Source organism: bacterium SCSIO 12696, from assembly GCA_024397955.1.
Lineage (GTDB): Bacteria > Pseudomonadota > Gammaproteobacteria > Pseudomonadales > Porticoccaceae > SCSIO-12696.
In genome coordinates this window covers 1,154,110-1,168,858 of the sequence record CP073744.1, presented here as the reverse complement: position 1 = coordinate 1,168,858, position 14,749 = coordinate 1,154,110, and the positions used below count along the sequence as shown (strand labels likewise).

The window sequence follows — 14,749 nt, the reverse complement described above, 5'->3', positions numbered from 1 at the left end:
TGGGTTGCTTTGAGGAAACCGTTTTTTCAGTTCCTGAAACTACTGAGACTTCCTCACCCGCAAATACCACTCCGATAACAACCGAACCTGTTTCTCTGTATAGCCACGTTCCACCATCCTCTGCACAAAGTCCTGGTGTTTCTGCTGGTCTTCGGCGCTTGCTTTGGCGTTGAAGGAGATAACCGGCAGCAGGTCTTCGGTGCTGGCAAACATTTTCTTCTCAATCACTGAACGCAATTTTTCGTAGCTGGTCCAGGCAGGGTTTTTGCCTTGGTTGTTGGCCCGGGCGCGCAGTACAAAGTTGACAATTTCACTGCGGAAGTCTTTCGGGTTGCTGATGCCTGCCGGTTTTTCGATTTTTTCCAGTTCGTCGTTGAGAGAGGCGCGGTCAAGAATTTCTCCAGTTTCCGGGTCACGGTACTCTTGATCCTGAATCCAGAAATCCGCGTAGGTAACGTAACGATCAAACAGGTTTTGGCCGTACTCGGAGTAGGATTCCAGATAAGCCGTCTGAATTTCCTTGCCGATAAACTCGATGTAATTGTGGGCCAGGAATTCTTTAATAAAGTTCAGGTAGCGGTCGTGAATTTCACTGGGGAACTGCTCCTGTTCAATCTGGTTTTCCAACACATACAGCAGATGTACCGGGTTGGCGGCCACTTCCGTGGAATCGAAATTAAACACTTTCGACAGGGTTTTAAACGCGAAGCGGGTAGACAGTCCGTTCATGCCTTCGTCCACACCGGCATTGTCGCGGTATTCTTGAATGGACTTGGCTTTGGGGTCGCGATCTTTCAGGCTTTCGCCGTCGTAGATACGCATTTTGGAATAAACGCTGGAATTTTCCGGCTCTTTCAGCCGCGACAGTACCGTAAACTGCGCCAGCATATCCAGAGTGTCCGGTGCGCAAGGGGCGGTAGACAGGGAGCTGTTTTGCAGCAGTTTTTCGTAAATCTTAATTTCTTCGGTAACGCGCAGGCAGTAGGGCACCTTGACGATATACACCCGATCGATAAAGGCCTCGTTGTTCTTGTTGTTCTTGAAGGTTTGCCACTCGGATTCGTTGGAGTGTGCCAGCACTACGCCTTCAAAGGGGATGGCGCCGATGGCTTCGGTACCGTTGTAGTTGCCTTCCTGGGTAGCGGTCAGCAGGGGGTGCAGCACCTTAATGGGCGCTTTAAACATCTCCACAAACTCCATCAACCCCTGGTTGGCGGTGCACATACCGCCGGAGAAACTGTAGGCGTCCGGGTCGTTTTGCGGGTATTCCTCCAGTTTGCGAATATCCACCTTGCCCACCAGAGAGGAGATATCCTGGTTGTTTTCATCGCCTGGCTCGGTTTTGGAAATAGCCGTTTGATCGAGAATGGATGGTGTCAGTTTGACCACTCTAAACTGGCTGATATCGCCGCCGTATTCATGCAGCCGTTTTACCGCCCAGGGGGACATCACTGTACTCAGATAGCGCTTGGGAATACCGTATTCTTCTTCAAGAATGGCGCCGTCTTCGCCGGCCTGGAACAACCCCAGTGGAGACTCAAATACTGGTGAGCCTTTAAGGGCGTAAATGGGTTGCTTTTCCATCAGGGACTTCAGTTTTTCAGCCAGTGAAGACTTACCGCCACCCACCGGGCCCAATAGGTAGAGAATCTGCTTTTTCTCCTCCAAACCCTGAGCGGCGTGGCGGAAGAAGCTCACGATGCTCTCAATGCACTCCTCCATACCAAAAAAATCATCAAACACCGGGTAGCGTTTGATGATTTTGTTGGAAAATATGCGACTTAATCGGGGGTCTTTGGAGGTGTCCACCATTTTCGGGTCGCCGATAGCCAAGAGCATTCGCTCGGCGGCGGTGGCATAGGTTGAAGGATCACTTTTACACAGCTCCAGATACTCCTGAATGCTGTATTCCTCCATTTGCGTGGCTTCGTAGCGCTGTTGATAATGGTTGAAAATAGTCATGAGTCTCTCCTCTGTACCATTTCTGACCCTGCTGGTGGCTATATACTCCCGTGCTTTTCTGTTTTAGTACTATTCTTAACGTAAAGTGACGATTTGTCTTGTTGGGCAATGGGGCCAAAAATGGGCTATATGTTAATGGCTAACCTTTGTAAAAATGCCCTCCTGATTTTCTGTTGTTAATTCTCGAAAGCCCTGTAATCCCGGTAAAGCAACCGTCCATAGTTATTAGTCGGCGGTTTGGGTTTAGAACTTGAGAACCAGTTACTTAAAACGCTGAGAAATGGATGAGTTGACTTTAAACGCCACAAAGACTTTGTGACGATAAGTGACCCGAGAGTCACTGATTGGAAAAGAGTAACGAAAACCTACATTGACGTTATTATTTTAAAACAGGGGTTCGGTGCGATGGCGCTTAGGAAAGAGCATCTTTGATCAACTCAGCCTCTTCCCGTCTTCGCTGACGGATGCCACGCAGTTGGTGGTCTTGTTGCATGGCGCTAATTTCCCGGCTGCAGGATAACCAGTCCTCGATTTGAATATGCGGTTTGAGAACAACAAGCCCGAGATTTGATGGCCCACGGTTGAATGCCAGCGACAGCAAAGCGGTTTGTACTTCAGGCGGTGTGGCGGTATTTGTTAATGCTGGAAACCGTTGCGTGATAGCAAGCCAGTAGGGGGAGATCAAAATGGGAAATATTGATAATGCTTGGGACCTGCTTACGCGAATAGAGACGAGTTCAGAGCTGTGGCGCAGCTGCCGCTTGGCTTGCTGCCCCCTTAAGCCAGTAGCGTCTTCTGCCGCTCTGAGTTGGGTTCTATCAAGAATGTCTCTGTAGAGATGCAGGGTTCTGTCAAATGGTTGCTGGCCTAAATCATATCCGGGGTCTAATGTGACCCCTGAATTTCCTCCGGGCCAGTAGGCTTTTCCCGCATGGCCTTCCCACCTATGAATACGCTCAAGAGAGCCACGAAAACCGTCGATTTGGTTATGGTCAATGGCCGACTTTTCGAGATTGAGCTTGCCACGGTCATCATTGAGATTAGATGTCGTCTGTGACCTTTGGCTTGCAGAAAGCTTCGCATCGGTTGGTTCTGCTGCGTGGGCTGATAGTGCCGTAGATTCAATAACTCGCCAAGTAGCGTCGTCCACAATGCCGGTTTTTTGTAACTGACCATGTTGTTGAACATCAAAAATCATCTTTTCTGTTTTACGGCCGAATAGACCGTCTATGGCGATTGGTTTGTCAAAAATTAACCGCAATAGCCGCTGGAGGTGTTTAACTTCATGATTAACGCTTGGATTTTTGTGGGGGAACCCATCTTCATGTTTGAGCATGATGCTATCTCGTATTAACTGATACCGATCGCCTTGGTGATAGCGCTTTTGGCGACTTCAACCACGTTCCCACCCAAACCGTGCCAGCGCTCTGTGCGGGCAGCCAGCTCACTTGAAACTTCTTCGGTGAGTTGAGTTATCTTGTCGATAACCGTTTTTTGGTCCGCATCAAGTGGGCTTAGCTCTTGGGCAGCTGATTGCAACCGCTTAAAAGAATTAATAAGTTGCTCATTGATACGTGCATCCTTTTCCTGAGCCGTCTTGATCTGTTGAGCTGCATCTTTGGTCATTGAATCAAGGTCGGACTTGATATCTGCTTCAATTCGCGCGAAGTTTTTATCGATCCATTGGTCCAATGAGCGAGAAGCTTCGTCAACAACGGCCTGCGCTTCTGCGATTAGAGCAGGGTCTATGTCAGGATCTTCAAATACACGTCGTGGCATAATGATTCTCCTTTATTGAGAGGGTTTTTGGGTGACTTTTTTTGAAGCCGCTTTTAGTTGGTCTATCGCGGCTTTTTCGAAGTTTTCTGCAGCTGTATTTACGAGCTGGTTTATTTTGTCGTTAGTGCTCGAAATAAGTGCATCAGAATTACTATTGATCTTGGAAATTACTTGGTTTGTATAACTGCTGACTTTATTGCTGAATTTATCTCCCAGGGCGCTGACCAGTTCTACTAGTTTATCCCGGATGCCAGTGACGAATAACTTGTATGCATCAGGTTTTTCCAGATACCGATTGATTTGCTCTAAAGCTTTACTTTGCGCAGCATAGCCAGCTTCGATATCAGCTTTTGCCTGAATAATTCTATCGATGATTCGCTGTATTTCATCAATGGATTTTTGGGCTTCGGCAGTAATGGCCGATACATCGGGTGATGTGTGCTTGACTTTGCTCGTTAAAAGTTCAAGTGAATCTAGGCGCAGTTTTTCACGTGACTCTTGAAATTGTTCTAGTAGGGTGGTGTGGCGTTTTGACTCATTCTCAAATGCTATTCGAAGAACATGCTCGGACTGTATGCCAAACTGTCGATACGCTACTTGCTGGGCTACATCTGTCGGGTCTGCTTTTAATAACACCCTGGCACCGGCTTCGTTGGCCTTTGCTGAATCTCTTTTCGCGTAAACCTTTTCCCAAAACAGATCCTCGGCACTTTCGGGTAATTTTTTGTTGAGAAATTCGAGAACTCGGGTGTCATATTTATCGAGAGATCGAATGACTAACTCATTCCGAATAGAATTGGCCTGATGCATTCGAGCTTGATTCAGTGCGGCGGAAAGATGTATTGCTGTGTTTTTTAAAGTGCTTATTTCTGTTTTAAAGTTTTCAAGAGAAGTTTGATATGCAGATAGTGTTTCCAAATGAGCCATTGACATTTTTTCGTTGGAATCGGCCAGTGAAGCACCAAGGTCTTTGACTGCGTTGGACGTTGCACACCCGGTCAGAATTATAAAGAATATGGGCCATAGAGCCTTAAAACAGTGCATTACTTATCCTCCTTTCGAGCAAGCACTTCTGCTTTAACATGCATGTGCGCCAGTTCTTTGAGGTTGGCTTTCATTTCAACTAAAGAGGCGGGGCGCAGTAGATCTGCATAACGTGCGATGTATCGCCTGCGTTTCTCTGCAATTTGTTTGGGGCCAGAGTCAACAGAATCACTTGCCTGACCCAAGATTCGATTTCCAAGGCGATCAAGTAGATTGACCGCCTTGCGGGTCATATACCCCAGAATAAAACCAAGAATAGGCAAGGTGTTGGCGCGGGTTTCATAGTCGCCCAAATCGAAGAAACCCATGATAATCGCCAGTACGAGCATTACAGCAACGATTGGCCCGTATACAAGTTTGGTGTAAGCAATCCATCGTTCGGATGAACGAAACTCGCCGCGCCGTAAGTACTCTGCTGAATTTTTTAATAAATTGGTTAGTACTCCGAATAGGGCGAAACAGAAAACTTCAAGTATGGTTCCTGTTGGAGTAGTCCAAAAAAAGCTCTCAAGTTGAGATGGCTTCAGGCTTCTGAAGTCTTGCTGCTGCCTGGTTTTCAAGCGCGATAGAGTACGATAGGTGTCAGCTAGTCTGTTTGCGTTTTCACGCAAGGTGGCGTTACCCGCTGTTCGGTAAGAAGTGGCAAGCTTTTCTGCCGTTAGTGTGGCCGCTTGCCAGTCTCCCGTCTGGTCTGCCTGTTTGAGCGTGTCATCCGGAGAATTCAGCAGTACGGCCTCGTCGCCAAATGCTGATTCCCATTCACTCATAAGGGACTTCTTATGGTTATTTCGGCGAGTTAGTAAGCGACGAATATCAGCGCTTGCGGCTTTCATTCGATCTAGAATGATATTAGCTTTATCTTCTCCGACAACCCAGTAGATAACATAAGGATCGGATAGGACGAGTTCCCCGTGCTCGTTAATATAGGCAGAGTCGTCAGTGATTTTAGCCTGCATGGGAATAAACACATGAGCGGTAACATAGATGACAATCAAGCTTATTGCTGCTGTGATAATCCCTGTTACAAAACGTTTGCCCGATATACTTTCTGACATTGTTTGCTCCCGTATAGTCCTTGGGATAATTAGTTGTTATCCGAGTTTGTGCTTGATGGTAATAGTAATATGAAAAAAACCACCCCTTGAGACGAGCTGGCTGATAAATTTGATTTTTTTCTGTGGTGAGAATGGGGCAGGCGAGAGTAACGTATCATGGGTTACTTCCATGTATTGAGTGAGTTTACTAATAGTTTTAGACCCCCATGAGCGGGAATTCAAGTTTTAAACTCGAAAAGTCTGAGAGTAGTGTGAGCACGTGAAAGGTGAAAAGTTTTTTGCCAAACACTGAGTGTTTGAAAAAACTTTACGAGACCTACCCGGTTACATAAAAGATATGAGTTGCCAGGATGAGCGTGCGAGTTGGATTTAACCGGTGAAGATATGAATTATTCAATTGCAACAACAGGAGCAGCCGGTTAGCTGCCCCTGTTATTTTTGCTTTAAATTTTCTGGGTTACAGCAGCGGCGCAATTACCAAACTAACAATCGCCATTACATTGATAAGAATGTTCATAGAAGGCCCGGAGGTGTCCTTGAACGGGTCGCCTACGGTATCACCCACCACAGCGGCGGAGTGAACATCGGAGCCTTTACCGCCCAGGTTGCCTTTTTCCACGTACTTTTTGGCGTTGTCCCAAGCACCACCGGCGTTGGCCATCATTAGAGCCAGCAATACACAGCCCAGCAGACCACCGCCTAATAAGCCACCAAGTGCTTCTGCGCCTAAACCAAAACCCACTAGTGGCGGGGCGGCGACGGCAATAGCGCCGGGCAGCAACATGCGCTTGAGTGCAGCGGTAGTGGCGATATCCACACAGCGTGCAGTATCAGGCTCTGCTTTGCCCTCCAGCAGACCGGTGATCTCTTTAAACTGGCGGCGGATTTCGCGGATCATATCGAAAGCCGCGTCGCCCACAGCGGTCATAGTGATGGAAGCAATCAGGAAGGGGATACAACCACCGATAAACATGCCCACCAGCACCAGCGGGTTAGACAGCTCCAGAGAGAAGTCCGGTACGTTTATCTGCACGGTTTCGATAAAGGCTGCAATAATGGCCAGGGCTGCCAGTGCGGCGGCGCCGATGGCAAATCCTTTACCGATAGCGGCAGTGGTATTGCCCAACTCATCCAGTGAATCGGTAATTTCACGGGTCTCTTCACCCATACCACCCATTTCGGCAATGCCGCCGGCGTTATCCGCCACTGGGCCGTAGGCATCGATGGCCATGGTAATACCCACAGTGGACAGCATACCCACAGCGGCGATGCCCACACCGTACAAGCCAGCCTGATCGGTAGAAATGTAAATAATGGCGCCGATAAACAGAATCGGCAGTACTACCGACTGCATGCCCACCGCCAGGCCGGTAATCATAATGGTGGCCGGGCCAGTTTCCCCGGAGCGGGCAATTTTGCGAACCGGGCCGCCGCCGGTGTAGTACTCGGTTACCAGGCCGATCAAAATGCCACCAACAGCGCCGCTAAGTACCGCATACCAAACATTGGTTTCAATACCCATAGCGTCCATCAGGAACCAGGCGGCGATAACAAAGATGATGGGTGCGGCGAAGGTACCGGTGCGTAGCGCCGCGCTGGGCGCTGAGTTGGAACGCAAACGTACCAGGAAGATGCCCAGTACCGATGACACCAAACCGATCGAGGCCAGCGCCAGTGGCAGGAACATCAGTTCGCTGCTGTTGACGGTGGCGGCGATGGCAATGGAAGCGATCATAGAGCCGCAGTAGGATTCAAAAATGTCCGAGCCCATACCAGCCACATCACCCACATTGTCACCCACGTTGTCAGCGATTACGCCGGGGTTGCGGGGGTCGTCTTCGGGAATACCAGCTTCAATTTTTCCCACCAAGTCTGCACCCACGTCGGCGCTCTTGGTGAAAATGCCGCCGCCCACACGGGAGAACAGCGCTACCACCGAGGCACCCATACCAAAGCCATGCAGGGTATGAGCGGTGTGGGGGTCGCCACCGAAGTAGTAGTACAGGGAGCCGAGACCAACAAGGCCAAGAGAGGCCACACACAGTCCCATAATAGAACCGCCGAAAAAGGCTACTGAAAGTGCCGCCGCAGGCCCTTTGGTATTGGCCGCTGTGGCTGTGCGCACATTGGCCTTGGTAGCGGAGAACATACCCAGCCAGCCAGCAATGGCAGAACTCAATGCACCCACAAGGAATGCCAGGGCAGTGCCACCGCCCAAATCAGAGAAGTAGATCAGCACCAGCAGGACGGCGGCGAAAATCGCCAACATGCTGTATTCACGACGCATAAACACCATGGCGCCTATATGAATCTGGTCGGCAATTTTTTTGATGTTGGCTTCCCCTTCCGGGTAACGCACAACAATTCGGTAGATAAAAAAGGCAACGATCAGGCCCACAACCCCGAGCAGGGGTGGAAGCAGGGCAGGGTTGTCAAACATGGATACCCCCGGAAGATAAGTTGGTGATACTGCTATTTATTGGTTATTTGTCAGTACTGCTTGAGCCGGCCGATCCTAACTTGTTCCTTAATAAAGCGATCTTCCGGGCACTCCAACGCCACCTATCTAACCCCAGTTGGGTATGGGCTGTAAAGTAAATGGCGGTATGGCGGTGGTGTAAACCCCAGAGAACGGTATTGATTGAGGTCAGCGACAGACTTTTCGTCACAGTAATACTAAATTTCATTTCCACCCGTTCCAGCATCGGAGTTATCGAATGAATACCATCAGCCAGTTTCTTGTTTGTGCGCTGTTAATCAGTGCTTTTACGCTCTTTCCCCACGAAGTGACTGCCGCTGATAAAGACGGCCCGATGAACTCAGAAACCTTTAACGGCCTGGAATTTCGCAATATAGGCCCCGCGTTTATGTCCGGTCGTATTGCCGATATCGCCATCGACCCCAACAATCGCAACACCTGGTTTGTGGGTGTGGGCTCTGGCGGTGTGTGGAAAACCACCAATGCGGGCACCACTTGGACGCCGGTATTCGACAAGCAGCCGGTGTATTCCATCGGCGCGGTGGTGATTGACCCAAGCAACTCCGCCAGAGTTTGGGTAGGCACCGGGGAAAATGTCAGTGGTCGCCATGTGAGTTTTGGTGATGGTATCTATTTGAGCACGGATGGCGGCCAGAATTGGGAGAACAAGGGGCTGGAGAATTCCGAACATATCTCCGAAATCATTGTTCACCCCACTGACCCCAATACAGTTTGGGTGGCTGCGCAGGGGCCGCTGTGGTCAAAGGGCGGCGATCGAGGTTTGTTTAAAACCACCGATGGTGGCGACACCTGGAAGCAGGTTCTTGGCGATAAAAAGTGGATTGGTGCTACGGATCTGGTGATTGACCCGCGCAATCCGGATCGTCTGTATGCAGCAACCTGGCAACGTCACCGCACCGTGGCGGCGCTGGTGGATGGTGGCCCTGGCACCGCGTTGTATCGCAGTGAAGATGGCGGTGAGAATTGGGAAGAGCTATCTACTGGTTTACCAGAGTCGGATATGGGCAAGATTGGTTTGGCCATATCACCCATCGACCCGGATGTGCTCTACGCCGCCATTGAGCTGGATCGTCGCACCGGTGGTGTCTATCGCAGCAGTGACCGCGGTGCCAGCTGGACCAAAATGTCCGACGCTGTAGCTGGCGCTACCGGCCCGCACTACTATCAGGAACTGTACGCCAGCCCACACAATTTCGACCAGATATTCCTCGCCAACAACCGTATGTTGCAGTCCAACGATGGCGGCAAAACCTTCGCCCCCATGAAGGAAGAGTTTAAACACTCGGACAACCACGCCATGGCGTTTCTGCCGGATGATAAAGACTACATGATGGTAGGCTCCGACGGTGGTATTTATGAGAGTTTTGACAACGGCGAGCACTGGCGTTTTATCGATAACCTGCCGGTGACCCAGTACTACAAATTGGCACTGGATGACAGCGAGCCGTTTTACAACATCTACGGCGGCACCCAGGATAATGGCACCCAAGGTGGGCCGTCGCGCACCGACAACGCCAACGGCATTCGCAACGCCGATTGGGAAATGGTGCTGTTTGCCGACGGCCACCAACCCGCTACCGAGCCGGGTAACCCGAACATTATGTACGGCGAGTGGCAGCAGGGTAATTTGATGCGCATTGATCGCACCACTGGCGAGCTGGTGTATATCCAGCCACAGCCCAAGCCTGGTGAGCCAGAAGAGCGCTTTAACTGGGATGCGCCCATTCTGGTGAGCCCTCATAAGCCCAGCCGCCTTTACTACGCTTCTCAACGGGTATGGCGCAGTGAAGATCGTGGCGACAGCTGGACGCCTATTTCCGGCGACCTGACCAAAAATCTGGAGCGCATTGAACAGCCGATTATGGATGGCCAGCCTGGCTGGGATGCTGCCTGGGATATGTGGGCGATGTCTGAGTACAGCACCATTACCTCGTTGGCGGAATCGCCATTACAGGAAGGGCTGCTGTATGCAGGTACCGACGATGGTCTGATTCAAGTGAGTGAAGACGGTGGCAACAACTGGCGCAGCACCAAAGTAGGCAGCTTGCCTGGTGTGCCGGACAGTGCTTTTATCAACGACATTCGCGCCGACCTGTTCGATGCCAGCACGGTTTACATCGCCTTGGATAATCACAAATTTGGCGACTACAAGCCGTACCTGCTGAAAAGTACCAACCGGGGCAAAAGCTGGAAATCCATTAGCTCAACGCTTCCGGATAAACATCTGGTGTGGCGTTTGGTGCAAGACCATGTCAAACCGGAATTGCTGTTTGCCGCCACCGAATTTGGCGTGTTCTTTACCGTGGACGGCGGCAAAAAATGGCTGGAATTGAACGGCGGGTTACCCACCATCGCCTTCCGTGATATTGGCATTCAGCGCCGGGAAAACGACTTGGTATTGGCCAGCTTTGGCCGCGGCTTTTTTGTGCTGGATGATTACAGTGCGCTGCGAGATATTTCTGAAGCCAGTCTTAAAAATGAAGCGCAACTGTTCCCGACCCGCAAAGCCTGGTGGTATGTGGAAAAGGGGCCGGTGGATCGTTTTGAATTCAAAGGCTCTCAAGGGCACAGCTATTATGCGGCGCCCAACCCGCCCTTTGGTGCGGTGTTTACCTACTATTTGAACGACAAGGTGAAAAGCGCCAAAGAGCGCCGTCAGGCAAAAGAAAAACCCTTAAAAGAAGCCGGTAAGAACATCGCTTTTCCCGGTTGGCAGGCGGTGGAAGCCGAGCGCCGCGAGCAGCCGCCTAAAATCTGGCTGACGGTAAAAGACAGTGACAACAACGTTGTTCGCCGGGTTGAGGGCAGCAATAAAAAAGGCGTTAACCGAGTCGCCTGGGATTTGGCGCTGCCAGAGGCCAATGTGATTACCAGCCCGGAACCAGTGGCGGATAATCGCTACATCAAATCACGATTTATGGCAGCTCCCGGCGAGTACAGCGTCACCTTGTCAAAAGAGATAAACGGTCAGGTAACGGTATTGCAAGGCCCGCAACAATTTACTGTGGAGAAAATGAACCAAGGTGCTTTACCGGGTTCGCCGATGGAGGCCACCGTCGGATTTTGGAAGCAGATCATTCAGGCCAAGCGGGATGCCGGTGCGGTTTACCAGGGCTTGAAAGCGGCTACGGATAAAGTGGCTATGCTGCAACTGGCGATCCAACAATCCAGCGTTGAGCCGGGTGGTTTGGATGAGGAATTGCACCAGCTGCGCAGTCAGCTATTGGAGATTAACCACCACCTGAACGGTGATCAGTCAAAAGCGGAGGTATACCTGTCCAATGTCAAGACCATTCAAAATCTGATTTCTGTAGCGGAAAATGGCACGGCGTTCTCCTCCTATGGGCCAACGCCGACTCATAAGGAAAGTTTGGCCTGGGCGCAACGACAGCTGACGGAAGAAAGTGAAAAGCTGCGTCGTATCGTTGAGGTGGCCATTCCTGCTGTGGAGGAAAAACTGAAAGCGGCAGGTGCGCCTTATGTGACTGGGCAGAAATTGCCGTAGTTGTTTGAAGTCTCGGGTGTTGCCTATTGTGACCGCCGCCAGCATGGATGCTGGCGACGAGCCTACATGGATGTATTTACGGCGTGTCACAGTAGGCAATACCCGATACCTCCCAGCGTAGATATACATCATTGCAAATCACACTAACCATCGTCCTTTCTTGAAAACCCCCATTGCCGCCCCTATCTCTCATTCATAAGATAGATTTTTGGGGCAATTCCATGCGCATCGACAAATTTACCAATTCCCTGCAAGCGGCTCTGGCCGATGCTCAATCACTGGCAGTAGGGCGTGATAACAATGCCATCGAACCGGTACACCTGCTGTTGGCCTTGCTTAATCAGCAGGGTGGGGCAGTGCGTCCGTTACTGGCCAAGGCGGGTTTTGATTTGGCAGGCTTGCAAGCAGACCTTGAACAACAGCTGGAACGGGTCGCGCGTATACAAAGTCCTACCGGTGAAGTGGGCCTGTCCGCGGACTTGGGCCGCTGGTTTAACCTGGCGGACAAACTTGCCCAGCAGCAGGGCGACCAATATATTGCCAGTGAAACGGTGTTGCTGGCGGCCTTTGACGATCGCTCTGACGTTAGCAAGGCACTGAATCACTACGGCAACAAACAACAACTGCAGCAGGCGATAGCAGATGTGCGCGGAGGTGAAAACGTGAACAACCCGGAAGCGGAAGGCAATCGTCATGCGCTGGATAAGTACACTATCGACCTCACCGAGCGTGCCGAACAGGGCAAGCTGGACCCGGTAATTGGTCGCGATGAAGAAATCCGCCGCACCATCCAGGTATTGCAACGGCGCACCAAAAATAACCCGGTACTGATTGGCGAACCCGGTGTGGGTAAAACCGCCATCGCCGAAGGCATGGCCTTGCGTATCATCAATGGCGAAGTACCGGAAGGCCTAAAAGACAAGCGCATCCTATCCCTGGATTTGGGCGCACTGTTGGCGGGAGCGAAATTCCGTGGTGACTTTGAAGAGCGCCTGAAGGCAGTGCTCAATGAACTGTCGAAACAGGAAGGCCGCATTATCTTGTTTATCGATGAACTGCACACCATGGTAGGTGCCGGTAAAGCCGAAGGCGCTATGGATGCGGGTAATATGCTCAAGCCCGCTCTGGCTCGCGGCGAGCTGCACTGTGTGGGTGCTACCACCTTGGATGAGTACCGCCAATTTATTGAGAAAGATGCCGCCCTTGAGCGCCGCTTTCAAAAGGTATTGGTGGATGAACCGAGCGAAGAAGACACTATCGCTATTTTGCGTGGCCTGAAAGAGCGCTACGAAGTGCATCATGGGGTGGAGATTAACGACTCTGCTCTGGTGGCCGCAGCCAAGCTATCGCAGCGCTATATCACCGACCGACAACTGCCGGACAAAGCCATCGACCTGATCGACGAGGCGGCGAGTCGTATCCGTATGGAAATCGACTCCAAACCGGAATCCATGGATCGCCTTGACCGTCGTTTGATTCAACTCAAGATCGAACGGGAAGCGGTAAAAAAAGACGATGACGAAGCGGCGCAAAAGCGCTTGGAAAAATTAAACACTGATATTGCCGAGGTGGAAAAAGAGTACGCCGACCTGGAAGAAATCTGGAAAGCGGAAAAAGCCTCGGTACAGGGCGCCACGCAAATCAAAAGTGATCTGGAACAGGCGCGCTTGGAGCTGGATGCCGCCCACCGCGCTGGCGATTTGGCGAAAATGTCTGAGTTGCAGTACGGTAAAATTCCCGAACTGGAAAAACAACTGAGTGCTGCCTCACAAGCAGAGACCGAGGAAAAACAGTTACTGCGCAATAAGGTCACCGACGAAGAAATCGCCGAAGTGGTTTCCAAATGGACCGGCATTCCCGTCGCCAAAATGCTGGAAGGGGAGCGGGACAAACTGCTGCGCATGGAAGACTTTTTGCACCAGCGTGTCGTTGGCCAAAGCGAAGCAGTGGTGGCGGTATCAAACGCCGTGCGTCGCTCCCGCGCTGGTCTTTCTGATCCTAACCGCCCCAACGGCTCCTTCCTGTTTTTGGGGCCAACCGGTGTCGGTAAAACCGAACTTTGTAAATCTCTGGCGGAGTTTTTGTTCGATACCGAAGAAGCCATGGTACGTATCGATATGTCAGAGTTTATGGAAAAACACTCCGTAGCTCGCCTGATCGGTGCCCCTCCCGGCTACGTGGGTTACGAAGAGGGCGGTTACCTCACCGAAGCGGTGCGCCGTAAACCCTACTCGGTTTTGCTGCTTGACGAAGTGGAAAAAGCCCACGCGGATGTGTTCAATATTCTGCTGCAAGTGCTGGAAGATGGTAGATTGACCGACGGCCAGGGCCGCACCGTGGACTTCCGCAATACCGTAGTGGTGATGACCTCTAACCTGGGCTCTGATGTGATCCAGAACCTGGTTAACGATCGCTCCTACGATACGGTCAGCTTTGATGGCGAGCTAGAGCTCGACGATTCAATAGAAAACGAGAACAGACAGGAAGTGATCCGCGAAAAAGTGATGGAAGTTGTCGGTATGCACTTCCGTCCGGAATTTATCAACCGCATCGACGAAGCGGTGGTATTCCATCCCCTGGGTAAAGAGCAAATCAAAGGCATTGCTGATATCCAGCTGGCGGGCCTGCGCAAACGCCTTGCAGAGCGAGAGCTGGGCTTGGAAATCAGCGACGCTGTAATGGAACAATTAGTAGAGGCAGGCTTTGATCCAGTTTATGGCGCAAGGCCGCTAAAACGCGCGATTCAGAAGCTGCTGGAAAACCCTTTGGCTCAGGAAATTCTAGCCGGGCGCTTTGCGCCGGGAGATACAGTGCGGGTCGAGTTGGATGGAGAACGCATTGTGTTTTTAGGATAGTGATATGGTCAGATATGGGAATGCCTACATCTGGCCATGCGTCATAATA

8 protein-coding genes are annotated in these 14,749 nt (G+C 51.0%); 2 read left to right on the top strand and 6 right to left on the bottom strand.

The genetic code is table 11. The features are described 5' to 3' along the window. Window positions 1-39 precede the first annotated feature (39 nt). The 6 genes from KFE80_05365 to KFE80_05340 all read right to left on the bottom strand — a co-directional run bounded on the left by KFE80_05365 (window position 40) and on the right by KFE80_05340 (window position 8,280). Window positions 40-1,962: a PrkA family serine protein kinase gene (locus KFE80_05365; GenBank protein ID UTW46315.1), complete on the bottom strand. Its 1,923-nt coding sequence runs from the start codon at window positions 1,960-1,962 to the stop codon at window positions 40-42. A 412-nt stretch (window positions 1,963-2,374) separates the two neighbouring features. After that, window positions 2,375-3,298 (bottom strand): peptidoglycan-binding protein, encoded by a 924-nt coding sequence (locus KFE80_05360; protein UTW46314.1) that lies wholly within the window; start codon window positions 3,296-3,298, stop codon window positions 2,375-2,377. 14 nt (window positions 3,299-3,312) lie between these two features. Beyond that, window positions 3,313-3,741, bottom strand: a complete 429-nt coding sequence (locus tag KFE80_05355) for a hypothetical protein (GenBank protein ID UTW46313.1) — start codon at window positions 3,739-3,741, stop codon at window positions 3,313-3,315. Window positions 3,742-3,753: 12 nt separating this feature from the next. Continuing rightward, window positions 3,754-4,785, bottom strand: a complete 1,032-nt coding sequence (locus KFE80_05350; GenBank protein UTW46312.1) for a hypothetical protein — start codon at window positions 4,783-4,785, stop codon at window positions 3,754-3,756. After that, window positions 4,785-5,840, bottom strand: a complete 1,056-nt coding sequence (locus tag KFE80_05345; GenBank protein UTW46311.1) for a hypothetical protein — start codon at window positions 5,838-5,840, stop codon at window positions 4,785-4,787. The genes KFE80_05350 and KFE80_05345 overlap by 1 nt, the downstream gene beginning before the upstream one ends. A gap of 457 nt (window positions 5,841-6,297) precedes the next feature. Next, window positions 6,298-8,280 carry a sodium-translocating pyrophosphatase gene (locus tag KFE80_05340; protein ID UTW46310.1) on the bottom strand — a complete coding sequence of 661 codons (1,983 nt, stop codon included), beginning with the start codon at window positions 8,278-8,280 and terminating at the stop codon, window positions 6,298-6,300. 277 nt (window positions 8,281-8,557) lie between these two features. Between KFE80_05340 and KFE80_05335 the strand changes: the two genes are divergently transcribed. Together KFE80_05335 and clpB are read left to right on the top strand one after the other, a co-directional pair. Further along, window positions 8,558-11,845, top strand: a complete 3,288-nt coding sequence (locus KFE80_05335; protein ID UTW46309.1) for a glycosyl hydrolase — start codon at window positions 8,558-8,560, stop codon at window positions 11,843-11,845. A gap of 221 nt (window positions 11,846-12,066) precedes the next feature. Then, complete coding sequence (gene clpB, locus KFE80_05330) at window positions 12,067-14,700, top strand: ATP-dependent chaperone ClpB (protein ID UTW46308.1); 2,634 nt, start codon at window positions 12,067-12,069, stop codon at window positions 14,698-14,700. Window positions 14,701-14,749: the final 49 nt, after the last annotated feature.

Excerpts from the sequence above, each read along its gene's own strand:
- KFE80_05335 (UTW46309.1), top strand. The coding sequence starts at position 8,558 with ATGAATACCATCAGCCAGTTTCTTGTTTGTGCGCTGTTAATCAGTGCT.
- KFE80_05365 (UTW46315.1), bottom strand. The coding sequence starts at position 1,962 with ATGACTATTTTCAACCATTATCAACAGCGCTACGAAGCCACGCAAATG.
- clpB (UTW46308.1), top strand. The coding sequence starts at position 12,067 with ATGCGCATCGACAAATTTACCAATTCCCTGCAAGCGGCTCTGGCCGAT.
- KFE80_05360 (UTW46314.1), bottom strand. The coding sequence starts at position 3,298 with ATGCTCAAACATGAAGATGGGTTCCCCCACAAAAATCCAAGCGTTAAT.
- KFE80_05350 (UTW46312.1), bottom strand. The coding sequence starts at position 4,785 with ATGCACTGTTTTAAGGCTCTATGGCCCATATTCTTTATAATTCTGACC.
- KFE80_05355 (UTW46313.1), bottom strand. The coding sequence starts at position 3,741 with ATGCCACGACGTGTATTTGAAGATCCTGACATAGACCCTGCTCTAATC.
- KFE80_05345 (UTW46311.1), bottom strand. The coding sequence starts at position 5,840 with ATGTCAGAAAGTATATCGGGCAAACGTTTTGTAACAGGGATTATCACA.
- KFE80_05340 (UTW46310.1), bottom strand. The coding sequence starts at position 8,280 with ATGTTTGACAACCCTGCCCTGCTTCCACCCCTGCTCGGGGTTGTGGGC.